Annotated in this window: 21 protein-coding genes and 3 tRNA genes; 20 read left to right on the top strand and 4 right to left on the bottom strand. The window is 51.6% G+C overall.

Annotated features, from left to right (window positions below; all coding sequences use genetic code 11):
- Both NTX59_00385 and NTX59_00380 read right to left on the bottom strand, forming a co-directional pair.
- Nucleotides 1–1,581, bottom strand: a 1,581-nt coding sequence (locus NTX59_00385; protein ID MCX5784124.1) for a recombinase family protein, incomplete at its 3' end; no start/stop codon positions are given.
- The gene (locus tag NTX59_00380; protein MCX5784123.1) at nt 1,578–1,760 is read right to left on the bottom strand and encodes a MerR family transcriptional regulator; all 183 of its coding nucleotides are present in this window, start codon (nt 1,758–1,760) and stop codon (nt 1,578–1,580) included. The genes NTX59_00380 and NTX59_00385, both read right to left, overlap by 4 nt.
- Before the next feature lie 380 nt (nt 1,761–2,140).
- On the opposite strand from NTX59_00380, the gene miaB reads away from it, so the two are divergent.
- The 20 genes from miaB (at nt 2,141) to NTX59_00280 (ending at nt 18,761) form a co-directional block, all read left to right on the top strand.
- Complete coding sequence (gene miaB, locus NTX59_00375; protein MCX5784122.1) at nt 2,141–3,418, top strand: tRNA (N6-isopentenyl adenosine(37)-C2)-methylthiotransferase MiaB; 1,278 nt, start codon at nt 2,141–2,143, stop codon at nt 3,416–3,418.
- A complete protein-coding gene (locus NTX59_00370) occupies nt 3,415–3,891 on the top strand; it encodes a PilZ domain-containing protein (protein ID MCX5784121.1) in 477 nt (158 codons plus the stop codon). Before miaB ends, NTX59_00370 begins: the two co-directional genes overlap by 4 nt.
- A gap of 96 nt (nt 3,892–3,987) precedes the next feature.
- Nucleotides 3,988–4,965: a tRNA (adenosine(37)-N6)-dimethylallyltransferase MiaA gene (gene miaA / locus NTX59_00365; GenBank protein MCX5784120.1), complete on the top strand. Its 978-nt coding sequence runs from the start codon at nt 3,988–3,990 to the stop codon at nt 4,963–4,965.
- Between the two features lie 106 nt (nt 4,966–5,071).
- Nucleotides 5,072–6,337 (top strand): GTPase HflX, encoded by a 1,266-nt coding sequence (gene hflX, locus NTX59_00360; protein MCX5784119.1) that lies wholly within the window; start codon nt 5,072–5,074, stop codon nt 6,335–6,337.
- 80 nt (nt 6,338–6,417) lie between these two features.
- Nucleotides 6,418–7,086 carry a glycerol-3-phosphate 1-O-acyltransferase PlsY gene (plsY, locus tag NTX59_00355; protein MCX5784118.1) on the top strand — a complete coding sequence of 223 codons (669 nt, stop codon included), beginning with the start codon at nt 6,418–6,420 and terminating at the stop codon, nt 7,084–7,086.
- Nucleotides 7,076–7,654 carry a bifunctional nuclease family protein gene (locus NTX59_00350; GenBank protein MCX5784117.1) on the top strand — a complete coding sequence of 193 codons (579 nt, stop codon included), beginning with the start codon at nt 7,076–7,078 and terminating at the stop codon, nt 7,652–7,654. Before plsY ends, NTX59_00350 begins: the two co-directional genes overlap by 11 nt.
- Nucleotides 7,647–7,913, top strand: coding sequence for an HU family DNA-binding protein (locus tag NTX59_00345; GenBank protein MCX5784116.1), 267 nt, complete (start codon nt 7,647–7,649; stop codon nt 7,911–7,913). The genes NTX59_00350 and NTX59_00345 overlap by 8 nt, the downstream gene beginning before the upstream one ends.
- A gap of 102 nt (nt 7,914–8,015) precedes the next feature.
- The gene (locus tag NTX59_00340) at nt 8,016–8,348 is read left to right on the top strand and encodes a MerR family transcriptional regulator (protein ID MCX5784115.1); all 333 of its coding nucleotides are present in this window, start codon (nt 8,016–8,018) and stop codon (nt 8,346–8,348) included.
- Between the two features lie 163 nt (nt 8,349–8,511).
- Nucleotides 8,512–8,583, top strand: a tRNA-Pro gene (locus NTX59_00335).
- Nucleotides 8,584–8,738: 155 nt separating this feature from the next.
- On the top strand, nt 8,739–9,875 hold the full coding sequence (locus NTX59_00330) for a glycosyltransferase (protein ID MCX5784114.1): 1,137 nt from the start codon (nt 8,739–8,741) through the stop codon (nt 9,873–9,875).
- A gap of 213 nt (nt 9,876–10,088) precedes the next feature.
- Nucleotides 10,089–10,161, top strand: a tRNA-Pro gene (locus NTX59_00325).
- A 141-nt stretch (nt 10,162–10,302) separates the two neighbouring features.
- A complete protein-coding gene (locus NTX59_00320; GenBank protein ID MCX5784113.1) occupies nt 10,303–10,581 on the top strand; it encodes an acylphosphatase in 279 nt (92 codons plus the stop codon).
- 14 nt (nt 10,582–10,595) lie between these two features.
- Nucleotides 10,596–11,660, top strand: a complete 1,065-nt coding sequence (locus NTX59_00315) for a sigma-70 family RNA polymerase sigma factor (protein MCX5784112.1) — start codon at nt 10,596–10,598, stop codon at nt 11,658–11,660.
- Between the two features lie 448 nt (nt 11,661–12,108).
- Nucleotides 12,109–12,651, top strand: coding sequence for an adenine phosphoribosyltransferase (locus NTX59_00310; GenBank protein ID MCX5784111.1), 543 nt, complete (start codon nt 12,109–12,111; stop codon nt 12,649–12,651).
- Between the two features lie 305 nt (nt 12,652–12,956).
- Nucleotides 12,957–13,028 (top strand) — tRNA-Arg (locus tag NTX59_00305).
- Nucleotides 13,029–13,143: 115 nt separating this feature from the next.
- Nucleotides 13,144–13,842 carry a tetratricopeptide repeat protein gene (locus tag NTX59_00300; protein MCX5784110.1) on the top strand — a complete coding sequence of 233 codons (699 nt, stop codon included), beginning with the start codon at nt 13,144–13,146 and terminating at the stop codon, nt 13,840–13,842.
- A 418-nt stretch (nt 13,843–14,260) separates the two neighbouring features.
- Nucleotides 14,261–15,487, top strand: coding sequence for an alginate export family protein (locus NTX59_00295; protein MCX5784109.1), 1,227 nt, complete (start codon nt 14,261–14,263; stop codon nt 15,485–15,487).
- A 74-nt stretch (nt 15,488–15,561) separates the two neighbouring features.
- Nucleotides 15,562–16,938 carry a hypothetical protein gene (locus NTX59_00290; protein ID MCX5784108.1) on the top strand — a complete coding sequence of 459 codons (1,377 nt, stop codon included), beginning with the start codon at nt 15,562–15,564 and terminating at the stop codon, nt 16,936–16,938.
- 568 nt (nt 16,939–17,506) lie between these two features.
- Nucleotides 17,507–18,001: a hypothetical protein gene (locus NTX59_00285; GenBank protein MCX5784107.1), complete on the top strand. Its 495-nt coding sequence runs from the start codon at nt 17,507–17,509 to the stop codon at nt 17,999–18,001.
- A 628-nt stretch (nt 18,002–18,629) separates the two neighbouring features.
- Nucleotides 18,630–18,761, top strand: a complete 132-nt coding sequence (locus tag NTX59_00280) for a hypothetical protein (protein ID MCX5784106.1) — start codon at nt 18,630–18,632, stop codon at nt 18,759–18,761.
- A gap of 1,110 nt (nt 18,762–19,871) precedes the next feature.
- On the opposite strand, the gene NTX59_00275 is transcribed toward NTX59_00280, so the two are convergent.
- Nucleotides 19,872–21,017, bottom strand: coding sequence for a HEAT repeat domain-containing protein (locus NTX59_00275; GenBank protein ID MCX5784105.1), 1,146 nt, complete (start codon nt 21,015–21,017; stop codon nt 19,872–19,874).
- 55 nt (nt 21,018–21,072) lie between these two features.
- Nucleotides 21,073–23,934, bottom strand: a complete 2,862-nt coding sequence (locus NTX59_00270; GenBank protein ID MCX5784104.1) for a hypothetical protein — start codon at nt 23,932–23,934, stop codon at nt 21,073–21,075.
- Nucleotides 23,935–23,994: the final 60 nt, after the last annotated feature.

The following is a 23,994-nucleotide window of genomic DNA, read 5'->3' as shown; positions in this document are numbered from 1 at the left end:
GGGATACGGGTTGCGGTTTAGGGTTGTTTTCCATTTCTGCTCTGCCTCAATAAATAAAAAATTAAATGGCGCGAAAAATTCTGCATTTCGGAGTTTTTTGTCGGAGATTTTGATGTTCCTGAACACCAGGTTGACCATGCGCTTGCGGTCGGTGGCGCTGAACAACTCTTTCTGCGGATCACCGTCGGAACGGAACTCATGGACCCTCGCCAGATAGTCCGCGGATTTTTCGCGGTCTATCTGGCGCAACTCGTAGAAGGCCGCCAGCTTTTTCAGCTCTTCGCCTTTCTGCATTAATTCTTTGTTTGAGGCCTCAAAAACTTCCTTGGACATGAGGCTTTCTATGTAGGCGTCGGTCAATTTCGCCTGTTTGGCGAAATTGTCCGACAGGCTTTGGCGAACCGCCTTTTTTGCCTTTTTTTCGTCTTCCTGGGGCCTGATGGCCGGACAAGTCATGTTCGGCCATCGGTCCCTTAATTTGTCGTTTTTGAGCAGTATTTCAAGCATGTGCTCAAGATGTGGTTCAATGGCCTCGGCCTTAACGCTTTTGTTGCGGCAGGTGGTATAACTGCGCGTCCTTGAAGAGCAGCGATACCATTTTTTTGTGGCCTTCGTGCGGTGGTTCGATACCGAGGATGCGCCCACATACTTATGATTGCATTTGCCGCAGAACATCAGGCCGGATAACAAGTAGTCCCCCGGCTTGGCCTTGCGCAGGGCGATGCGCTTTTCAGCGCGAAGCTTTTGCGCTTGCGCAAAAACTTCGTCGCTAATAAGGGCCGTGTGTTTGCCTTGTGCGGTAATAATTTTATCAGGAGAGTTCTTTACGTATTTATAACCCTTGGCTGTTTTCTTGGTTTTGTCGTAGTGGTGTGCGTTCCAAACGATCTTGCCGGTGTAGATAGGATTTTTAAGGATATCGCCTATAACCTTGGTGCCGAAATAATTGCCCTTACGGTTCCTTACGCCTTGCTTGGTAAGGATGGTTCCTATAGCCAGGGTGCTTTTGCCCTCAAGGTAAAGGGCGTAAATGCGCCGCACAACCTCGGCCTCGCTTTCCACTACCTCCAGCAGCTTGGCGGCTTTGTTATATTTGTAGCCGTAGGGCGTGTATCTTGAGCCCTGCCAGTTGCCCTGCTGAACGCCTTTGACCATGCCGGGGAATACTCGCTCGGCTATGCGGTTGCGCTCGAACTCGGCAAAACTGCCAAGTTGCTGGAACATAAGCTTGCCGGCCGAGGTTGTGGTATCAAAGGGTTCCCCCGCCGACTTAAAGCCCACGCCGTAGCTGCAAAGCTCCTCTACCAAATTTAAGAGGTCGCGCAGGTTCCGGCTGAAACGGTCCAATTTGGAAACTAACACCAAATCGAATTTGCCGCTTTTGGCGTCAGCCAAAAGTGCGGCAAGCGCGGGCCGCCTGTCCGAGGTGTAACCGCTAATACCGTCGTCCGAGTAGATCTTGTAAATCTCAAGGCCTTCCCGTTTGGCAAAAGCTTCAAGGGTTTCCCTTTGCACCTCAAGGGAATAGCCTTCCTTGGCCTGGTCTTCCGTGGAAACTCTTAAATATAAAGCGATTTTCATTTGGCCACCTTAATTGTTTCTTTCCACTTTTTAAGTTTCTTTAAATCCGTTTCCGTGAATATCGGGAAGTCCCGATAGTCACGGCTAGGTTTCACCCAACCTTTTTTCATCCAGTAGTAAATTGTTTGACGGGTTACGCCTAATTGTTTAGCGGCTTCAACCATGTTGTAGCGTTTCATAAGGATATGATACATCTTTTTACACCTTTTGTCTTTTCTTTTTTATGGGGTAAATGTGCGCTTTTGCGTGGCGTAAAAGCGCGCAAATGGGCGGGCGGGATAAAATAAGGCGGCTAAGGCCGGGTCTGCCCGGCTTGTCGGGCTGTCCCGGCCTTAGCTTCCTTGTTGTATGGGTTGTTTCTGCCTCTTCCGGTGGCGACATAATATTAACAGAAAATCCCGCCTGGGCGCCGCGAAGCAAGCCGAGGCGGGGTTTTTATCAACCGGTGGCCACCGGCTCAACTCTTCTGGTTCTGGAACATCAAAATCTCCGACAAAAAACTCCGAAATGCAGAATTTTTCGCGCCATTTAATTTTTTATTTATTGAGGCAGAGCAGAAATGGAAAACAACCCTAAACCGCAACCCGTATCCCGCCGCCCGGGAAAAGTCTGTATTATTACATTCGGATGCCAGATGAACGAGGCGGACTCCGCGGACATTGCCGCGGCTTTCCACGAAAGGGCTTTCGAACTGACAGAGGATATTTCCAAAGCAGACGCCGTGGTGATAAACACCTGCACCGTGCGCCAGAAGGCGGAGGATAAAGCCGTTTCGCAGATAGGACGCCTCAGAAAATGGAAGCGCGATAAACCCGCCGGCAAGGTTTTCGTAATGGGCTGCGCGGCCCAGCGCCTGGGGGGAAAATTCCTTAAAACCAAATTCCCGTTCATAGACGGCGTACTTGGGGCGAAAGAACTTGGCCGCCTGCAAGAACTGCTTGACGCTCATTTTGAAACGCCGGGAACCGTCCCCGCTGAAATTTTCAAATCGCCGCTTTCGGCTTATGTAACTATCATGCGCGGCTGTTCGCTTAAATGCTCTTATTGCGTGGTGCCCTCGGTGCGGGGAGAAGCCGTTTGTATTGAGCCCGAGGCCATACTTGAAGAGGCCCGCGCCAAGGCCGGGGCCGGCGCGCGCGAGATAGTCCTTTTGGGCCAGACGGTAAACGCCTACCGCTGCGGCAAAACCGCTTTTGCCGGACTGCTTAAAAAAGTCTGCGCCATTAAAGATGTGCGGCGGGTACGTTTCATGAGCCCGCACCCGCTTTTTTTTGACAAGGCGTTTTTTGAGCTGCTTGCCGGCGAGCCTAAACTTTCCCGCCATATACACCTGCCGGTACAGTCCGGTTCGGACCGCATCCTTAAGCTGATGAGGCGCGGCTATACCCGCGCCGGGTACCTGGACCTTATCGCCCGCATGCGCGCGGCCGCCGGAGACGTTTCCGTTTCCACTGATTTTATAGTGGGCTATCCGGGCGAGACTGAAGAAGATTTTTCGCGGACGCTCGCGCTGGCGCGGGAGGGGGGATTTTCTTTCGCCTTCTGTTTCAAGTATTCCCCACGCACTGATAAATCCGAAATGAAAACGCAGATAAGCGAGCCCCTCATGGAGGCGCGTCTTGAACGCCTGCTTTCCGCCGTCAAGGAAAATTCGCGTGACATTTTAAAGAAAAGAATTGGTAAAATAGAGGAAGTGCTATTTGAGACAGAAACTTCCGGCAGGACGTCCACTAATTTCACCTGTTTCACGGACAGGGCAGGCTCCCCCGGAGAGACGCTGAGAGTTGAGATAACCGGCACTGACAAAAACATCCTGAACGGGAAGGTGATAAGATGAAAAAGAATAAAGTTGTAAAAGAAAGACGCCAGCATGTGCGCCTGCCCATACTGCACGGTATACTTGAACCGGTGGATGTCCAGTTTTCAGCCAAAGCGGAAGGCGGTAAAACCAAGCCGCAGCCGGCCATACTTGTGGATCTTTCCGCCGGCGGCATGCGCCTTATTACTTTCCTTGAGCCCCCGCACTCAAATGAGCTCAATATCATCCTTAAACTCGGCGGCATCCGGGAAATACCCGTTACCGGCAAAATTTCATGGGTCAAGGAAAGGGGCGGCGTTTTCATGAACGGCATTTCTTTTTCCAGCATCAGCCCCGACGACCGCAAGCGGATAAACGAAATGGCCGAAGATTACGCCGACTGCGACACCCGCATGATCTTAAAACTCCCGGAAGTGTGCGTTGAAACCTGCCGGGCGCATGGCCTGTGCAACAAGCCGCAAAAAGACGATTTACCTTTCAAGAAGAAGTAAAAACGCCCCGAACAGCGAGTAGCGAATAGGGTATAGCAATAAGGGGGCTTTTCGCTATTTACTATTCACTGTTTGCTGATTTCTGCCCATTAACTGATGTTCCAACCATTCTTCAAGCCCATAACCCTCATGGGGGCTAACGCCTCGGGTAAAACCGAAGTGGCGCTGGCGCTGGCCGCCAGGGTCAACGGGGAAATCATTTCCGCGGATTCAAAACAGATTTACAAATATCTTTCGGCCGGTACCGCCAAACCCGCGGGCGCCTGGACTGAAACGGAGGGCCAAAGCGTTTACCTGGTCAGCGGCGTGCCCTACCACCTGGTGGACATTATTGACCCGCGTTCAAGTTATGACGCCGCCTCTTTTGTGCGCTCGGCCCGCCAGAAGATCAATGAAATAAAAGCACGGGGAAAAACCCCGATAATTGCCGGCGGCACAGGCATGTACATACAAGCCCTTTGGAACGGCCTTGACCCGCTGCCCGCGGCCGACCCCGCGCTTCGCGCGGAACTGGCAGCCAAAGCCGAGCGGGACGGCAAGGAAGCGCTGCACTCGGTTTTAAAGGAACTTGACCCGAAAGCGGCAAGCATCATCCCTCCCGGAAACATCCAGCGCGTTATGCGCGCCATAGAGATAACCAAACTCGCGGGCCGCCCGGTTTCCGAGATCTGGTCGGGGCGTTTTTTTAACGCCCTCCCGGCGCATCTGGGGACTTTCATTTTTTTCCATTGGAAAAAAGAGCTTTTAAACGAACGCATAAAACAGCGCGCCATTACCCGTTTTGACGAATGGCTTCAGGAAACAAAAAACCTGCTGGAGCGCGGTTACCCTGAAGACGCGCCGGGGCTTAAATCGCTGGGGTATCCGCAGGTTCTTGATTTTCACTCAGGACGACTGACCCGCGCGGAAGCCATCCACTCCATTACCATGCTCTCAATGTCCTACGCGAAACGCCAGAACACCTGGTTTTCCAGGTACAAAAACGCCCGGCGGCTGGATCTTGAAAGCTTCTCGGACTACAAGCCGGAAGAAATAGCCGATGATATTGTGAATAGGCTGAAGGCTGAGGGCTGAAGTATGGGAACTGGCGGCGAAGGGCGAATGAAGGGGGGAATTTGTATAAATCAGGAACTCCTTCCCTAACCCCTGGTCTCTGGCCCCTATACCCTGTTGTTAAGATATGATAAAAGCGATTCTTCTGTCGGTTAAACTGAAAAGCCGCGCGGAGGCGGATTTTTCCTCGGATACCTCGCTTGAGGAACTCTGGCGCCTGGCCCAAACCGCTTCTCTTGAGCCGGTGAAAAAACTTACGGTCACCCTTTCCGCTTATAATCCCGCCACGCTCATCGGCTCCGGTAAAATTGAAGAGCTAAAAGAACTTATCAAAGAAACGCGCGCCGGGCTCGTGATTTTTGACAAGGCCCTCACAAGCGCCCAGCAGAGGAACCTTGAACGCCTGCTCGGTGTTCCGGCGATAGAGCGCACATTCCTCATACTTGAGATCTTTTCCCAGCGGGCGCGCACCAGGGAAGGACGCCTGCAGGTAAAACTGGCGCGTTTTTCTTACGCCGCGTCGCGCCTTACAGGCAAGGGCGCGGGCCTTGAGCAGCAGCACGGCATGATAGGGACCAGGGGCCCTGGCGAACGCAAAATCGAATACGAACGCCGGGCGCTGCGCGACAAAATAATAGAACTTAAAGCCGGAATTGAAACGATAAGGAAAGAACGCCGGAACCAGCGCAAAACCCGCGACGCGCTGCCCATGGCGCAGATATCTTTAGTGGGCTATACGAACGCCGGCAAGTCCACTTTGCTTAACCGCCTTACAGGCGGCAGACACTCCATTTACACCGACGACAAACTTTTCGCCACCCTTGACCCGGCCACCAAGCGCGTTAAACTTCCCGGCGGCGGCTGGGCGCTTTTTACCGACACGGTGGGCTTCATACAGAACCTGCCCCACCAGCTGATAGCGGCCTTCCGCTCCACCCTTGAGGAAATAACTTACTCCGACCTGATAATACATGTGCACGACGGAGCTTCCTCTTATCTTAAAACCCAGCACGAAGCCGTGGCTGAAACCCTGAAAACACTCGACCTGGAAGGCATACCTGTAATTAATGTCTTTAACAAGGCCGACCTCGTTAAAAACCCGGCGCTTTCCATCTGGTCGCCGGCGCGCCTGAACCCGGTATTTGTTTCGGCGCTCTCCGGCTCCGGGATGAAAGAACTTTTGGAACTTGCCGAAAAATCGCTCTCGCGCAAATGGAAAGAATACTCGCTCGAACTGCCCGCGCGAAGGAACGATCTGCTCGGGGAACTCTATAAAGCCTGCGCAGTAAAAGAAACTCTTTATGAAGACGGCAGGATAAAAGTGGCCTTCAAGGCGACTCCGGAGAATTACGAAAGGATCGTTAAAAGGATAGCGGCGAGCGTACAGCGGTGAGGGGTGAGGGAATGAATAAGAAACTCCTTCCCTAACCTCCAGCCGCTAACCCCTATCCACTTTTTTATATAATCTGAAGAATGGTTAAAACCTCTCTGCTTTTAATAGCCAGTTACCTGTTGGGAGGAATTCCCACGGGTTACCTTATAGGCCGGCTCAAAGGCATAGACATACGCCAGCACGGCTCCGGCAACCCCGGCACGGCCAATGTTTATCGCACTTTGGGCAAATGGCCGGGAATACTTACCTTCATCGTGGACTTTCTTAAAGGCTTTGCCCCGGCCATGATCGCAATGCGTTTTTTCTATATTGAAGGCTCCGTTGACTTCAGCAAAGGCCACTGGTGGATACCGGTGGCCGCGGGCGGGCTTGCCATAGCGGGACACATCTGGACTCCTTTCCTTGGTTTTAAAGGCGGCAAGGGAGTTGCCACTTCGGCTGGAGTTTTCATGGCTCTTCTGCCCTTGCCGACTACGGGAGCTTTCGTGTTTTTCGGCCTGGCCGTGGCCATAACCCAGCATATTTCGGTAGGTTCCATGGCGGCCTCGGTGGCGCTGCCGGTGTTCTGCTTTTTCCTGAACCCGCCTCAAAGAAAACCGCTGACCATAATGGCCTGCGTGGTCTGCGCGCTTATTTTCTACACGCACATCCCGAATATCCGCAGAATACTGCAAGGCAAGGAACTATCTTTCAAGCACAAACCGGGGACGGCGGCGGAAACGGAAGAAAAAGGCAAAAATGACCGATGAAGCGGGAAACAGCCGTGAAGTGGAAGTGAAAATTTACTCTATAGCCACCAGCCTTACCGAATCAATTATTTTTCTTGATGAATCGGGCGGCACGCGCATTCTGCCCATTTGGATAGGCCCGATGGAAGCGCAGGCCATAGCTATACGTCTTTCCGGATATCCTTCCCCAAGGCCCATGACCCACGACCTTATTTTTTCCATGCTCAAAAAGCTGGGTCTGAAAGTTGAAAAAGTGACTATCACGGATATCGTGGATAACACCTACTATTCCAGCATCCGCGTAACCGGAACCGAGGGACAAAACCCGGTCATTATTGACGCCCGCCCCTCTGACGCCGTGGCCGTGGCCGTGCGCTTTGGCTGCCCCATTTATATAAGCGAGACTGTCTTTTCTAAAACGCAGGTTCTCAGCAAGCCGATAACTGAAGACGAGGTGGTGAAATTCAAGCAGGATCTTAAAAGCCTGAAGCCGAACGATATTATAAACCAGCTTCTTAAAAAGCCGCCGATCCACGGCCCCGAGCCCGGGGAAGAAGACGAAACGCTGGAGGATGAAGAAGATGAATAAGCTTGATCTGATAAAGGAAATAACCAGGCATCTGACCACGGAAAAAGACGCCAAGATCGCGGTAACTAAAACCTTTGAGATAATTGTGGAGGCCCTGCGCGACAATCAGAAAGTTGTAATTTCAAATTTCGGGACTTTTAAAGTCAAAGAACGCCTGCCGCGCCAGATGAGGAACCCTAAAACCAACCAGCGGGTGATGGTGGGCACGCGGCGCAGCATCCGGTTCAAACCTTCAAAAAAACTTACCATAGGAATGTAAGTACGGCAGGGGCTGGAGGACAGAGGCTGAGGAAGAAATATTTAAGATGCGGTATTCCACCACTAACCCCTCACTTCCGACCACTAACCTCCGATCTCCCATATGTCCGAAAAAACATATTTAACCATAAGTGAGATTTCAAGCAGGACAAAACTGCCGCCGCACACTATCCGCTATTGGGAAACGCGCGCCCTTCTGCGCCCGCTTCGTCTTGCAAGCGGCCATCGCCGCTATACTAAAGCCGACCTTGAAACGATAAACGAGCTTAAGGACCTGGTGCTTTTGAAGGGCTATACGCTTACCGGGGCAAAAAAATTTTTACGTTCAAGAAAAAAACCGGCCGCCGGGCAGGCTATAAAAAGTGTAAGCGGGGTAAAGGCCGAATTACTGGAAGAAATACGAAACGAACTTAGCCAGTTCATAAAAGAGCTATAAAATCCAGAGCTGGAAGCGCTGAAGTCTGAAGTTAACGAATTTGAAGAGGAGAATGCTTCGGTTCAGCTTTCCGGAACTTCAGTTCTTCAGCTCTGGCAAAAAAGCGGCTAAAGAATGCTAGAATAGTGATTCAGTTAACAAGTTTTGGTTCAAGTTGCGCTACCGGGGCGTGGCTCAATGGTAGAGCGCTCGCTTGGGGTGCGAGAGACTGCGGGTCCGATTCCCGCCGCCCCGATGGAGCGACTTGAACGCGGCCAAAAGTCACTTTCCGCCAGCCGCCTTTTCCCCGCTTACAGCTTGTGGCTTATGATTTGCTGGCAGTTAACCCACGCAGCGGAAACCGGCCAATGGCCGGTTTTTTTATTATAAAATATCTCTACTGTCCTTTATATGACCACAACACATTCAGCGCAATATCCTTTAAAGATAGGCCTTATTTACGGCTGCGCGCCCTCCGGCCATTACAGCGCCGCCAGGGCGCTCGCTGATTTTTTCCCGGCCGCCATAATTGAGCCGGTGTTTATAAACCTGTCCGAAGTCTATCCGAACATCGGGCCATTCGTCGCAAAAACCTATATCGAAGTTTTAAAAAAAACCCCGTTCCTGTGGAATTATGTTTACGACAACGATTTTGTGGCCTTCGCTTCCGGCGCGTTAAAAAACACTGTTCTCTCTTTTTATTCCCAAAAGCTTTCAGAGCTTCTCACCGCAAAAAACATAAAGGCGGCGGTCTCAACCCAGGCCCTCTCGGCCATGCTGATAGCTAAAAGCTCCGCCCTTAAAAATATTCCGCTTTTCTCCGTACTGACCGATTTCAACGCCCACTCCTATTGGCCGGCTGAAAACGTGGCGGGCTATTTTGTACCCTCAAAAACCGCCGCGCAGGGCCTGCTTAAGAACGGAGCCGATCCGGCAAAGATATTTGTGACCGGAATACCGGTGCGAAAGGAATTTCTGGCCCCGTACGACAAGCAGACGGAAAGAAAAAATATCGGGCTCGCGCCAAACCTGTTTACGGTCCTTATAACCGGCGGCAGCCGCGGCATGGGGGAAATATTTTCAGCCGTTGAAGCCCTGGAACCGTTTTTCGGCAGATTGCAGGCTATGGTAATGTGCGGCGAGGACAAGGCCCTGGCACGCAGGCTTTCACGAAGCACTATGCACAAGAAACGACACCTTAAAATCCTTGATTACACGGATGCCCCGAGCGCCTACTATGGCGCGGCGGATCTGGTGGTGGCCAAACCCGGGGGTGTGACAGTGGCGGAAACGCTCTCGCTTGGCAAACCGCTCATAATTTTTTCTCCGCTGCCGGGGCAGGAAGAACTTAACTCCGCTTTTCTGCTGAAGAATCGCCTGGCGGATCTGGCAAAAAACGGCCGCCAGCTTCAGGCGCTGGTGAGACGCCAGCTTGACAGCAGCCAGCGCTCCGCTGAACACCATATAAAACTGCCGTCAGCCTTCTCAAAGCCCTACGCCGCAAGGGATATCGTCGCGATGATACTTGAAAAGATAATAAAAAATTGAGAGCCGGACGGCAGGGATCAGAATTCAGAAGTCAGTAGCCAGAATTCAGAATAATGAATTCTTTCCATTGCCCTCGTCTTCATTCTGGCTACTGGATTCCGACTTCTGGCTTCTGAGCAACTACAATTCTTCCCCAAAGCAGCGCAAAGAATGCTAGAATAGGTTCAGGTGAAAGTTAACGGGTAACAGGTTTTATTTGCCCGCAGTTCATATCGGGGCGTGGCTCAGCTGGTAGAGCGCTCGGTTCGGGACCGAGAGGCCGTGGGTTCAAATCCCACCGCCCCGATTTTTTTATTACAATTCAACCATTTTCCCCATCTTCAATTTTTAATCCTTCAGCCTTCAGCCCTCAGTCTTCAGCCTTTCCTTCCCCTTGCACTGTCAATATCGCTTGCCTGTTTTTAATCTTTTTAGTATCATTGGTTTAATGAGGATAAGTTTCAGGGTCGTAGGACAAGTACAGGGCATTGGCTACCGCTGGTTCGTTAAAGAAACAGCATCCGACCATCACCTGAACGGCTGGGTGCGCAATGTGACTGACGGTTCGGTGGAAGGCGAGGTTCAGGGCCCTGTTCCGGAACTGAATGCTTTTCTGAAACATTTAAAGAACGGGAACTCCTGCGCCAGTGTGGAGAAAATGGAAACCCAGGAACTTATGGATTCGGGCACCGGGGAAAACGATTTTTACATAAAAGCGTCGATTTGACGAGAGGAAAAAACATGGCAGAAGAAAAAGAAGAAACCGTTGAAAACGAAGAAGAAAAAGCTGAAAAAACCGAAAAACCTGAAAAAGCCGCGGAAAAGGGCGGTAAACTAAGCGATATCAATATTGATTCCACGAATCAATACATCAGGAAAATAAGCCAGATAGACCACAAAATTTCAAGGGAAGAATCGCACGAGCTTTGGAAACGCGTGAAGCGCGGCGACAGGCGCGCCAAACAGCGCATCATGGAGTTAAACCTGAAGCTGGTTATCCCGATAGCCAAGCGCTTCCTTTATCCCGGGGCTGATCTGATGGACCTGGTGGAAGAAGGCAATTTGGGCCTTCTCCACGCAATAGATAAATTTGAACCCAGCAAAGGATACAGATTTTCAACCTACGCCTGCTATTGGATAGAGCAGTGCGTGAGGCGCTCGGTGGAAGAAAATTCAAAATCCATAAGGATACCGCCGCACGCCTGGACCGCGCTCCGGAAATGGCTCAAGCAGTGGGATAAAATGCACGGCAAACTGGGCCGCGATCCAACGATGGCTGAGATGGCGCGCCAGATGCACTGGAACGCCAATCAGGTGCGCACCGCCATCAACGCCTCGGAGGTGGTTACAGGCATGTCTTCAATGGACGCTCCGCTTACCGGCGAAAACGAAGACACCATGGGCGACACCATGAAAGACTCCGATTCCGACAGGCCCGAAAACCTGATCTCCATTTTACGCCTGCATGACGAGCTTAAAACCGCTCTGGTGGAAATAGGCGAACGCGAGCGCATGATAGTTGAATACCGCTACGGTCTTTCCGGTCAGACACCCATGACCTTAAACGACATCGGAAAGAAACTGGGGCTGTCGCGCGAGCGCGTGCGACAGATCGAGGAGCGGGCCCTTCTGCGCCTTCGGCGCGTGGCATCCAGGATGGGCCTTATTGAGCTTGGCAGGCGCCAGGACCACACCAACCTTCAGCCAGGCTGGGACCAGCCGAAATTAAAAACCGACATACTCGGCGAATCCATCCCGACCAAGCCCTATGTGCCCAGAAGCCAGGTAAAAAAGGTGCGCAGGTAAGGGCTTGCAACAAAATAATATGACCATTTGGAGGCCCATATTTGAGCCGGATGCAAGGCGCGACGAGGGGAAACCGCCATGCGGTGTCCCCTCAGCTGGTGGGAAAGGGTGAGCATAGCGGTGCCTATGTGACTGAGGCCGTTTTGATGCACACCGTGCTTGTTACGGCACCTACGCAAGTATTGGAGCAACGCGGCAGCCGGTTCAAAGATGGGCCTCCCCCTGGGGGCTGGTCGCTTTCGGGCTGCGCCTTTGCGGCATTCCGCTAATGTACATATAGTACATGTCGCTACATGCCGCTTCGGCTCGCTCCAAAATCGGCTCAGCCAAAAGGGCATATTATTTTGCTGCAAGCCCTAAGGCGAAGACAAAAAAGCGAAAACCGTATGCGGCTCCGCTTTGCCTTTGGCGGGCTGTCCGCGGCAAAAAAAGCAAAAGGGAATTTTTTATGAGCGAGAACAGCCTGACAGAAGCGACGGAAAAGATAAAAAAAGCAATAAGGGATGTGCCGGATTTTCCCAAAAAGGGGATTTTGTTTAAGGATATAACTCCTCTGTTGGCCGATCCCGCGGCATTCAGGGAAACGGTGAAGCTTATGGCGGAACCGTACCGCGGCCTCGGCATAACCAAGGTACTTGGCATAGAAGCCAGGGGGTTTTTGCTGGCGGCGCCGATAGCCATGGAATTGCATGCGGGACTCGTGCCTGTACGCAAGAAAGGCAAACTGCCCTATAAAACAGTTTCCGCCACCTACGAACTGGAGTACGGCCAGGACACTTTGCAGATACATGAGGACTCACTCGGGAAGAACGAAAAAGTACTGATAGTCGACGACGTGCTGGCAACCGGCGGCACAGCGCGCGCCGTATGCGAGCTGGTTGACAAGCTGGGCGGCCAAGTGGCCGCAATAACCATGCTGATAGAGCTGGAATTTCTCAAAGGCCGGAGCAAACTCACAGGCCGAGAAGTTCATTCTTTGATAAAGTATTGACAGCGGAAGCTAGGCGGCTGGACAGCGGGGCAGCTAGGCAGCCCGGAATTATACAGAAAAGCAAGCGCTCATTATCCGTAGCCGCCCAGCTGTCCAGCATAACACGTAGTGTGATAAACCCGCACGATTACCTTCGTAGTGAGTGCGGGGACCTTATAAAAGAGGTTCAGCGAGCGTCCGCCTGAGGCGGAAAGCGAGCGACGAAGGGGAGCTTAGCTCCCCTTGTGGAGCACCGGGCGCCACCTTATAAAGCCCGGCGGCTAATTCGCCCCGATCGCTGTGCAGTGCGAGCGGGGTGCGACAATGCCCCCGTCGTTCAACGGATAGGACGAGAGTTTCCTAAACTCCAAATAGAGGTTCGATTCCTCTCGGGGGCACGTCAACCGCAGCAAATAGCGAATAGGGATTTAGGGGCGGAATTTCCTTGTTTCCACACCCTATACGCTCGCCGCTAACCGCTAAACGAGAAGATTTACCAAGGAGATAATAACTATGCCCGATAAAACCTGGATAGACAGCGGTAAAAGCGAAGCGCCTAAACGGATGGACAAGGCTTTGGCATGGATAAAGAATAACCGCGAAACTTTTATAGGAACAGCGGTTATAGTGCTGGCCGCGCTGATTTTTGCAGTATATTTTTTCGTGCATTATTCCGACCTGCGCGATACAGCCTGGAAAAATCTTTTTATAGCCCAGCAGGTCGGCTTCAGCGGCCATGCGGCTGAAGCTCAAACACAATTAAGCTCCATTGAAACCACTTACCCAAATACCAGCGCCTATGGCTACGCCATACTTACGAACGGAGACATCTTTTTCGCCCAGGGCAAATATAAGGAAGCCGAGGCCGAATACTCAAAACTGCTGACCGGAGGCGCCAAAGAGCTGAGGCCGTTTGCCCTCTACAGCCTGGCAAAGAACAAAGAAGCGGCCGGAGAGCTGCCGGCGGCCGAAGCCCAGTATAAAGATTTTCTTTCCGCCTATCCGGAGCATTTCCTGGCTCCTGAGGTCCAATGGTCGCTGGCGCATTGCTATGAAGCGGCCGGCAACGCGGATGAAACAAAAAACGCCTGGGAAAAGATAGTTCTGCTTTATCCCGAAACCTCCTGGGCCGCCCAGGCAAAAGCGCGACTGGCTCCCCCGGCCGAACCCGCCAAAAAAGAACCCCCTGTTAAAGCGCCGGTCAAACATTAATGCGGTTGTTCCAAACGTGCCATACCATAGGCCATAAGCCGTAAGCTTTAAGGAGTTCCTTACAAGCCTATGGCGTATGGCTTAAAGCTTAAGGCAGCCTTTTTGCATATGGCCTGCGGCGTCCGGCAGTAGAAAAGGATAGTGACATATAATCCGAAAAGCGCTTGACACTGCGGAAACCTTTTTGTAATAATAAGATTGCTCTGTAAAGGAGCTCCCAAAGGCCAAAAGCCGTGGGGGTCCGCAAAACCCGAAGGGGGGTAAGCGGAGCGCCGATTTAAAAGGCGCTTCTCCTGAAAGGCCGTAGGCCCCTGAAAGGGGCGCAGGCAAACCGGACGCGGGGGGAAACCCCGGCCGAAGGTGGAGCGAAAAGCCCCGGCAACGGGGGCTTACGACAAAGCAAGGAGGAGTATAATAAATGAAAAAAGTAATAGGAATGCTTGCGGTAGTCGCGTTTGCCTCTTCGATGGCCAGCGCCCAACTGCTCAAGAACTTCAAGTACACAGGGAACTTAGACGTTAACGCCACAAGCGGAGATCACAGCATTGTTGCCACGAAAGCTTCGTTCAGCAACATCAATTCCCGCCTCATGCTGGGAATGAACTTCGACCTCAACGATGATGTAAACGCGCAGGTTACCGCCATAAAGAGCGACTATCGCTATTACGGCACTGACAGCCAGAATGTGGACGCGCTCACCGCCAACATAAAGTTCGCGGAAGCTTATATAAACCTGAAGAACGTGCTGGGCATCAACCACAAGGTCGGTAAGCAGTTCTACGGTAAGCCCGGAGACATAGTGATATACTACGGCCCCAGCTACCAGAACCTCGACACCGCCATAGCCAACTTCACCGTCTCCTCACTGGACGGCTGGTACGGCGAATGGGCGAAGAACAAATGGACCGTAACAGGCCTTGCGGCCAAAGTAACGGAAAACTCCCTGGTCGCCGCGACGGACAAAAACCTCTACGGAGTCACCGGGAGCTATGCTCTCTCCGACATCGTAAAGCCGGCCGTTTATTTCTACGAGAGCAACGACGGCGCCAATGTCACCCTCCACAACACGCTTGATGTTGTCGGAGTGAAAGCCGATGGCAAATATCAGGGCGTGGGCTATGGTGTGGAATACGCCATGAACTTCGGCAAAAACAAAGTCACCACCAAAAGCTATAAGGGCTCGGCTCTGAAAGCCAATGCCAATTACAGCCTTGACGCAAAAACCGCCGGCAAATTCGACTTCACCGGCGAATTCGCCATGGGTACCGGCAACAAAGCTACCACCAGTGCCACCAAAAATGAAGAGTTCACCGCGATAAGCAGCAACTACCTGCCCGGTATGATATTCGGCCCATACTACAAGTGTGGTCTCGGCAACCTGACCACATTCAATGTGGGCGCCAAATTCATGCCTAAACAGATAGAAAAGCTCAGCATCGCCGGAACTTTCTACAACTTCGGCTACACCCAGAAAGTGGGCCTTGTAAGCACGATCGGCACCGAGCTTGACTTCGCCGCCACATGGAAACATTCAGAGAATGTCTCTCTGAAAGCTTACTATGCGTCGTTCAGCGCAGACAGCAAATACTCGACCAAAACAAACGCAGAAACGCTGATGGGCCTGAACCTTGGAGTTAAGTTCTAATTCTCATAAAAGAGAAACCAAAAAAGAACCCCGGGTTAACCCCCGGGGTTCTTTATTTTATATAATTAATCCCAATGGCAAAGTCCGGCAAAGGTAAACATATTAGCCTATGGCTTAAGGCCTATGGCTTAAGGCTTACGGCTTATGGCGCGGCCGCGCTCCTTTTTCCAGCGGCCGCTTCCGCCACGAAGCTTGATCTTTCCTCAAATGTGGAACTGAAAGCCTCAAATTACCAGCACATGATATACGGCGAGCGGCGCAATTCACAGCCCTTATATTCCGAAAACGCCACACTGGGTTTTATAATAAAAGACATCCGCCTTGAAAAAACCCGGGACTCAAAAATGGACGTGGGAGTGGTGCTTAAAAGCGCCGGAGTGGGCGCCTCCTCCGACACGGTAATAAACCCGCAATTCCAGGACGCCATAAACCGCCTTCCAAACACCGACGGCACGCCTTTCGTGAAAGAGGCCTATGTAAAAATTTATCATTTTGTCCGCCCCAATATAACCGCCACCATAGGCCGGCAGGCATTTACTCTTGGCCAGGGCATAACGCTCTCGGACGACGGCCTTGGAATGCCGGGCGCAAGGCTGGAGGCCGAAGAACTCCTTAACAGGCGCATAAAGGCCGAGGCGTTTTTTTTCAGGCCGTTCAAAAATTTTAACTACTATAAGATTTACGGCGGCGGCGTTTATTATCCGTCCAACGAAGGCCTGTGGCATATTTACCACTTTTGGGAAAAAGGGAATGACCCGGGTGATACGGTTCACCCCGCCAATGCACTGCTTTACAATCCCCTCTCAACGACCAAAAAATTCACCGGCCTCAGATATTTTCTGAACCACAATGCGCTGGATTTTGACGGAGAGTTTATGCTGCAGAGGGGTCAGGCAAAAATAGCGGGGGGGAAAACAATTGATTACGCCGCCGACGCCTTCCTTATAAAGGGCTCCTGGACCCAGAACCTGGGTTCTTTCGGGCCTTCCCGCGCGCGCATGGCTTATGGCCGGGCTTCAGGCAACCCAAGCGCACCGACCGGGGGGACGGACAAGGCCTTCTTCCCGTCTTTCGGCAGGAAATACGATGGTATTGAGCGCTTCGGTTTCGGCGCTATAGCCGGGGCCACACTCTACGATACCGTAAAAACCTCCTCCACCCCCACCGGCCTGCCTTATGGCGTTTCCGGCCTTAATGTGATAAACCTGGGCATGGACTTGCCCTACAAGAAACTGGTTATCTCCGCGGATTTTTACCGCTTCAAGGCCTCACAGAACATTTCAGCAGGCGGTTCCCTGCAAATAGGCAGTGAATTGGACCTTAAAGCCGTCTACAAAATGGGCGAAGATTTGCAGTTAAACGCTGTTTACGCCGTTTTCAACCCATTAAGCCTCTACTCCCTGACCACCCCCGTTAAGCTCGTTTCCACGGCCCTTTCCGCCCGGTTTTAGAAGCCACCACAAGCTGGAACAACTCAAATAACTCACAAGTTTAATTCGAATATCTTCTACCTGAAGGCTTGACGCTTCGCCGGTAAAATTTCATTGTAAATTTTATGCGTTAGTTCTCAGCCTTCCAAAAACCTGCGCATTTTGCCTTGCCACGCTGTACATCCGCTACTATCGCCCATGTGTCCCGGTAAGCCGCCTACGGCGCGTTACCTGTCCTGTGGGGAGAGCCCCCACTCGGTGGGGGGGCTTGTCTTATGCCCCTCCCACCTGCTTGCGCGACTTTGGAGGGCCTTTCCGGCCCCGAAGCAGGCGGTATGGTGACTTGCTTATGACTTGTGCACAATCCTATCCACAGCCTGTTGGCATATAATTGACATAAACCGGCATATATTGACATATAAATATATATAGGATAGAATAATGACATAAAGAAGGGCCTATACAGTGATAAAGACACAAAGAGACAGAGGACAGGAACCGCCAGGCAGCGGGGCGGCTGGGCAGCTCCATAGAAACAAGCGGGATCATTAGCTCGGGACACATTAGAAGCCGCCTGGCAATAAAAACTATGACAAATCTTAAACTCAGACTAAAGCACCCGTCGGGAGCGGAATTTGAAGCCGAAGGCCCCGCAGAATTTATACTGACGGAAAAAACCAGCTTCCTGAAAACCATAGAAACCGGGGTGACGGCCAGTTCATCAGGCGCCGCGAATCAGGACCAAAGAGAGTCAGAGCAGAACGCCGCATTCTGGGATAGAATAACGACAAAAAAACATGATTTGACCATCCTTAAAATCAAGCCGCCGGATATGACCGCCCGGGAAGCCGCCCTGGTGCTTTTAGCAGCCTCAAAAAACAAAGAAAACAGGCAGAGCGCCAGCGCCATAACACTGTCGAAAGCGGTTAGGGCCTCCGGCTATTCTCCGGATCGCCTTGACCGGCTGCTGGCCGGTGACATCAAAGCGGGCAGAATAACCGCCTCGGGAGCCAAAAGAAACCGTTCCTACGCCATAACGGACTCCGGCATGGAAGCCGCCTGGCTGGCAGCCAGGAAAATATAACGGCAGGCAGGAAACACCCATAATCTGCACGTTTACGGTTCCCGGAGCAGGGAAAATAAGGCATAACCCAAAACAAGACCGAACCGAAACTCCGATTTATTTTTTCGGCAATTCTCCGCCTAAATGCCCTCTAAAAGCCATAAAAGATCATTCATTGTCCCACAGCCGGCTTACCCGCAACACAACTTACGATAAGATATATTATGTTAACTTGTGCTATCCAATAACCCCTCCTGTTTGCTTATAAATAATATAAGTATTTTGTGAATTAGCTATATTTAATAAGCATTATTCCTTAATATGTAATATTGTTTATAGCTTTTTATTACTGGCACTCACGGTGAATCAGGGTTTTGCTGAAATTTTGTTATTTTATTTTTTTTAAAAATTTTTTTTGGCTAAATCAGCGAAATCGGACTCGGCCAAAGGTTGGATAAATCTCAAAAAAGCGTTTTTTTAAAATACCATCAAAGCGCGGACATAAGAACCTGGAGCGAAAGCAAAAAATCAGGCAGCTTTCATAGCCCGTTAAAACACCATCAAAACCTGAAAATGCGTTATAACAAGCGCTCCATCAAACCGCCTCCCCCCCACCCCGGGGATCGCTAAAAACCGGAAAATCGTCAAAATGCTTAAAATACCATCAAAGGCAACGTATCAGGAAACCATAAAATCAGGAAATTTTGGGGGGAATACAAAACACCATCAAACACTTGGAATGGAAAAGCTTGAAATGCAGCGGGGCGCTTTTATTTTTTAAAAAATACCACAAACGGCTAAAACGGTATTTTGAAGGTCTGTTTGTCGTACATATAAGCCAGCCGGCAATTTGCATTGGGGCGCAAAAACACAATAAAAGCCTGAAATCAGCCGGGGTATGGCGAACCTTGTGGCTTATTGGTATGTACTGAAGGGTAAAATGCCTTTTAAATCGCTATAAACGGTATATACGGGGGAAAATGGCTCCAAAAATGAGTTTAGGGACATTATCTCACACTTTTAGCCCGAATCCTTCAGTTGTGACTCTGGCCTGTCGCGGGCCTCTGGCGCTGCCCGCGACTGAAGGATTCGCCCGGAGGGCAGCTCTTTTGGCCAATGAATCAGAATTGCAATGGCCAAAAGGGCTGGCCCCGCCCTTTTGGGGCATAACTCTCTATCCCTAATCGACATTAGCGTAAGACCATTAGCTTTCACTTCACGGCCAAAAGAGCGGGGCTGGGTTACCCCGCCCTTTTACGCTCGTGGGCGATTTTTGAACGCCTTTTTTGTGCGTTTTGTATTGTAAACACATCCGCCCCGCTTATAGTCGGAAAAGGGCGGCCCCTTTGGGGTGAAACTTGCAGTCAACTGCAACTTTCGGGTTAGGGGAAGTTTATAATGAATGGAAGGGTCTTTTTTGGGGAAAACCCATTGGCGTCCGGATTGGCGCTGTCCGACGAGCCATTATACCGAGCGGAATCATCAGGTAACCGGCGGCCAAAAGAACTGCGGCCAGAGTTGACCAGATATCTCTTCCGTCAGGAGCCGCTTTGGAGAGGGAAATATAGCCGGTTATTATAATAATGACGGCCGAACCCGGTATATAGCTGTCTTTCTTAGTAATCCCCCCCTCACGCGCGTCAATTATTCCCTCCGGAAAGGCTTTGGCTGCCTTTCCTGGGATAGTGTTGCTGTTTTTTTTATTTTTATGGGACATGGCAGGGGATTTAAGATTCCAGATCCAAGATTCCGGATTCGAAACTCAAAAACTACGATTCAAGATTGAAGATTTGGGATTTAATTTTGGATCCGCAATCTTCAATCAGCAATTGTTGCTTATTCCTGCCTGTCCGATCTTGAATCCGGAATCTTGAATCTTCAATCCGCTTACCTACTTGGCCGGCGGAGTAAGCCTGGCTATAAGACGCTGACGGATAAAATCAAGCATACCCTTGCTTGTCGGATCCTTTTCAGCCGCAAACATTTCCTCAATAAAGCCCAGGCTGTGCTCGTCGCCTATATTGCCTATCACGTTCAGCGCCTGACTTTTCAGGCTCAGGTCGGACGATTTGGCGAATTCGTAAGCGGTATCAAGGCCGCTTTTGTCGTCCATTTTTGAAAGCGCAAGCGCCGTTTCCACGCGCACAGCCGGATCTTCGTTAGGGTTAAGATTTTTTTTCAACTCATCAAGCGCTGATTTATCTCCGATATTTCCCAACGCGCGCACAGCTTCCAACCGGATATATTTATCATTATCCGCCAGCATCTTTATCACGGTCTGCTCCGCCTTCTTTGACTGCAAGTCTCCCAAAGCGGCTATTGCCACCCTGCGCGAACCGGCGTCAGTGTCGGCAAGCATGGAAATCAGTTGGTCTTCGGCCGGGGCGTATTTCATGGCTCCCAGAGTGTGCGCTGCCGCATATTTTACCGCTGTGGAGGTGTCGTTAAGCGCCTTTAAGAGCGCCGGACCTGAGGTAGGGGCCATTATGTAAGAAAGTGAAATGGCCACGGCCTGTCTGACGGTGGGCTCTTTATCGGTAGTGAGCATCTCGGCAAGCTGCGGCGCGGCCTCGATCGCGGAAAGCATTCCAAGGCCGTCCACGGCGGCTACCCTGACCTGTGCGTTTTCATCTTTCAGCGCGGCTATAAGATACGGCATACCCCTCGGGTCCCGGCTCTGCGACAGAGAATCAGCCCCCTGGCGGCGAACGCCCGGTTCCGCGGCGCTAAGCTTTGCCACCGCCTCGTCAAAAGGGGTTGCAACGGCCGTAGGAGGAACGACATTGGCAGGCGGCCTGCCCCTGTTCGCTTTTACGCCGGCCGGTTCGCTTGTAACTTTTTTTATGACAGCGGCCGGTTTAGTCTGGATCGTTTGAACGCCGGGTTTTTTTTTCAGAGCCGGTTTTGTCTTATGAACAGGCGCCTGCGTCTGCGCGGAGGTCCGTGTGGAGACCACAGTCCCTGTCTGAGCGCCGGCCAAAATCGCAAAAGCGAAAACAGATGATACTGTAAAACCTGTCATATTTTTAAGTTTCATACTATGGATTCTAGTTCTTTTATCTCCTTACAGTCAATAATGAGAATCCCCGCAATTAGAACAACGGCCCGAGATAAACATAAAAGATCTTTCCCCCGTCGGTGGTGCGCCGGGCGTAGTCAAAACTAAGCACCAGTTGGAATGTCTGAAGTATAAAAGTATGTATGTCTATTCCCACTCCGACCGAATTCCTTATTTCTCTGGATTTAGGAAAGCGCGCCATGGACGGATCGGTCCAGCCGCAGGCGGAATCCATAAAAACCTTGCCGTAAACGGCCTTAAAATAGAAGTCGGGGAACATATACCACATATAATAATTCATGTCGCCGGACAGCGGCACCCTGAATTCCGCGTTGTTTATGAACGTCACGGGAGTGTCATACCGGCTGGCGGAGCTGGAATACCCCCTCACCCCGCCCAGCCCCCCGAAGTCAAAAGTCCACCTGTCCCGCCCCGTACTTTCGGCCGCCACGAAGCGGTTGACGAAAGTGGAGCGTTTTGAAAGCGGAAAATATTTAAGGTATTCAAGGACATAAGCGTCGTATTGTAAATTGCCGCCGAATTTTTCCACAGCCTTGACATAGCCGGCCTTCGCGAGCGAACCGCTGACCGCCGTAAGGTAAAGGCCGTTTACGGTGTCGCGCACATAGGAGACCTGAAAAGCACGCGTACGCAGGCGGTCCGCTTTGACGATATCGGTATAAGTATCGGTCTCATTTTTATTTACGACCGTAAACTCAACGCGGTTGTAGCGGTTAAAAGGCCAGGCCGTGCCCACGGACTGCTGAGAAGAACGCTTGTTGAAGTTGAGCCCGTCCGAGCTGGTATTATCATGGGAATTTTCTCCCGAAGCCGCCGCCGTCAGCGGCATGCGCCAGCGGGAATAACCGTAAGCGGTCTGATAATTTAAAAAATCCGCTCCGGAATTATAGCTTGCATACAAGCTCAGGTTATGGCGCCCCAGCATATCGGAGGCCTGCCAGTAATTCATCAGGTACAGCCCGCCCGGAGAAGAAAATATAAAAGCCGGGAAAAAGAGATCGGTGGAGGCGCTGAATTTATAAGGCTTATCCGTGCCCCCCAAAGCTTGGAGGGGCGCCTTGGAGTCCGGGCTCTGGACGGCTGCAGCTGAAAACACCGGCTCATAAAGGAAATTGCGCGCGTCCCCGGAGTAAATATTCATATTTCCTTTCCTGAAACCCGAAAAATACAGGCGTCCGCCGGAATCCGGCGACGGGGTGAAATTCCCTCCCATGGAGCGTGTGAGCCTCAGCGCTTTTCCTGAAGCGGGTTCCAACTGGTAAAGATCGAATATATTGCCTGCGTCGGAAACAAAGAATATTTTTTTTGAATCAGTTGAAAATACCGGGTCATAAATGCTGCCGTCCATTGAAAGAAGGTCTTTCAGGCGGCCGTCAGAATAAAAACAGAGATCTCTTTTCTGGCCCTCAGGGGCGTCCACCTCGCAGGAATAGGCCAGGCCCGAACCGTCCGGCGCGTAAGCCGGCGAATCTTCGTCCTGCGGGCTTTCGGTAAGCCTTTTTAACTCCGTGTAAGGGACATTCCCTTTCTCCGCGCGCGCGGCGTTTACCTCGTAGAGGTCGTTAAAACCCCCGCGCATACCCACAAAGGCGAGCCTTGAGCCGTCGGGGGAAAAGACCGGCTGACGCGCTTCCTGAAGGCCCTCCATGGCGGAGCGGGTTATTCTTCCGTCGGAGGTCCGGTAGAAATAGAGATATTCCCTGTGGTTCTTCTGGCCGGAAAAGACCAGACAGGTCCCGTCCGGAGACCATGCCAGGTTCCTCAAAGGCTTCGTGAAGCGGCCGTAGGGGATATTCTCTATTCCGGAGGTAAACGGATTTAAACGTTTTTCTTTTCCGCTTGAAAGATCCTTAATGAACACGGAGGGCGGCTGGCCGTAGCGGGTGGAGATATATGCGAGTTTTGTCGAGTCTGGGCTTAAGGCCGGACTTACGTTGAACTCGGGGATGCCGCCGGAACCGGAAGTAAGTTTTTTCCCGTAAATTTCCGGCTCGGAGAGACGCTCTTTTTGGGCCTGGGAGAGATAGTTAAGCTCCTCATACTCCCTGAATTTCTTGTCAAAAGCGAAAATATCTATGCCGATAAGCGGCTGCAGCACGGAGCTTGCCTCATAGCGGGTCCTGAAAAGCTCAAGCATCTTACGCGGCTTTTCACTGCCGTACTGCGAGGCAAGAAACCGCATGGCCCGGGCGCCGGTCTTATAAGCCAGCGTCACCTGATGCGGTTTCAGGTGGCCGAACTGGTTCAGTCGCCAGAGCGGAATAAGCCCGCCTGAAAGAGCGGCGTCGCGCGTGTACATTTCTTCGACGGCAAGATCCAGGCCGCCGGTTTCATATTCGGCCATGCCTTCCATCATCCAGGAGGGATAAACGAATGTTTTAAGGATCCGCGCCGATTTCCAGAAACCGTCTATCAGCACGCTGAACTGCATTTCGTGGGTCAATTCGTGTTCCATTACGTCTTTGAGCCAGCCCTTGGAACCGTCGGACCAGACCATAAAGCGGTCTTTAAAAGGCTCGGTAAGCCCGCCCACCCCGTCGGAAACATCGGCGATGCCTGTCTGCTCCATGTCGTTTATCGAGGAATAAAGGAAAAAAGGAAGACGTTTGGAAAGCGACGGGTTAAGGTCCGCCGATTCGCGCTTATAGGCGGCCTCAAGAGTTTGGGCCGCGTAGTCAAGCCAGGGCTTTGAGTCGCCGTAGTAGTGTATGTCAAAATGTTCCGTGGAATAAACGCGCCAGTTAAAATCCCTGACCACCACTTTGTTTTCTTCCTGCGCGCGCGCGGGAAGGATGTATAACGCAAAAATCTGTAAAATTAAAAAAACCGCCGACGGCAGGGGTTTTGACGATCCAGGGCTCGCGCGTTTCTGCATTTCTCCCCGATAGACAGTATCTGCGGAAAAAGTCCGGCAGACCCATGATAGCGGCAAAAG

It is taken from the genome of Elusimicrobiota bacterium (genome assembly GCA_026388155.1).
GTDB lineage: Bacteria > Elusimicrobiota > Elusimicrobia > Elusimicrobiales > UBA9959 > UBA9634.
The sequence above is the reverse complement of the archived record's forward strand: the minus strand, read 5'-3'. Positions and strand labels throughout refer to the sequence as shown.

Coding starts and splice junctions, on each gene's coding strand:
- NTX59_00380 (MCX5784123.1), bottom strand. CDS start 1,760: ATGAAACGCTACAACATGGTTGAAGCCGCTAAACAATTAGGCGTAACC.
- miaB (MCX5784122.1), top strand. CDS start 2,141: ATGGAAAACAACCCTAAACCGCAACCCGTATCCCGCCGCCCGGGAAAA.
- NTX59_00370 (MCX5784121.1), top strand. CDS start 3,415: ATGAAAAAGAATAAAGTTGTAAAAGAAAGACGCCAGCATGTGCGCCTG.
- miaA (MCX5784120.1), top strand. CDS start 3,988: ATGTTCCAACCATTCTTCAAGCCCATAACCCTCATGGGGGCTAACGCC.
- hflX (MCX5784119.1), top strand. CDS start 5,072: ATGATAAAAGCGATTCTTCTGTCGGTTAAACTGAAAAGCCGCGCGGAG.
- plsY (MCX5784118.1), top strand. CDS start 6,418: ATGGTTAAAACCTCTCTGCTTTTAATAGCCAGTTACCTGTTGGGAGGA.
- NTX59_00350 (MCX5784117.1), top strand. CDS start 7,076: ATGACCGATGAAGCGGGAAACAGCCGTGAAGTGGAAGTGAAAATTTAC.
- NTX59_00345 (MCX5784116.1), top strand. CDS start 7,647: ATGAATAAGCTTGATCTGATAAAGGAAATAACCAGGCATCTGACCACG.
- NTX59_00340 (MCX5784115.1), top strand. CDS start 8,016: ATGTCCGAAAAAACATATTTAACCATAAGTGAGATTTCAAGCAGGACA.
- NTX59_00330 (MCX5784114.1), top strand. CDS start 8,739: ATGACCACAACACATTCAGCGCAATATCCTTTAAAGATAGGCCTTATT.
- NTX59_00320 (MCX5784113.1), top strand. CDS start 10,303: ATGAGGATAAGTTTCAGGGTCGTAGGACAAGTACAGGGCATTGGCTAC.
- NTX59_00315 (MCX5784112.1), top strand. CDS start 10,596: ATGGCAGAAGAAAAAGAAGAAACCGTTGAAAACGAAGAAGAAAAAGCT.
- NTX59_00310 (MCX5784111.1), top strand. CDS start 12,109: ATGAGCGAGAACAGCCTGACAGAAGCGACGGAAAAGATAAAAAAAGCA.
- NTX59_00300 (MCX5784110.1), top strand. CDS start 13,144: ATGCCCGATAAAACCTGGATAGACAGCGGTAAAAGCGAAGCGCCTAAA.
- NTX59_00295 (MCX5784109.1), top strand. CDS start 14,261: ATGAAAAAAGTAATAGGAATGCTTGCGGTAGTCGCGTTTGCCTCTTCG.
- NTX59_00290 (MCX5784108.1), top strand. CDS start 15,562: ATGGCAAAGTCCGGCAAAGGTAAACATATTAGCCTATGGCTTAAGGCC.
- NTX59_00285 (MCX5784107.1), top strand. CDS start 17,507: ATGACAAATCTTAAACTCAGACTAAAGCACCCGTCGGGAGCGGAATTT.
- NTX59_00280 (MCX5784106.1), top strand. CDS start 18,630: ATGCTTAAAATACCATCAAAGGCAACGTATCAGGAAACCATAAAATCA.
- NTX59_00275 (MCX5784105.1), bottom strand. CDS start 21,017: ATGAAACTTAAAAATATGACAGGTTTTACAGTATCATCTGTTTTCGCT.
- NTX59_00270 (MCX5784104.1), bottom strand. CDS start 23,934: ATGCAGAAACGCGCGAGCCCTGGATCGTCAAAACCCCTGCCGTCGGCG.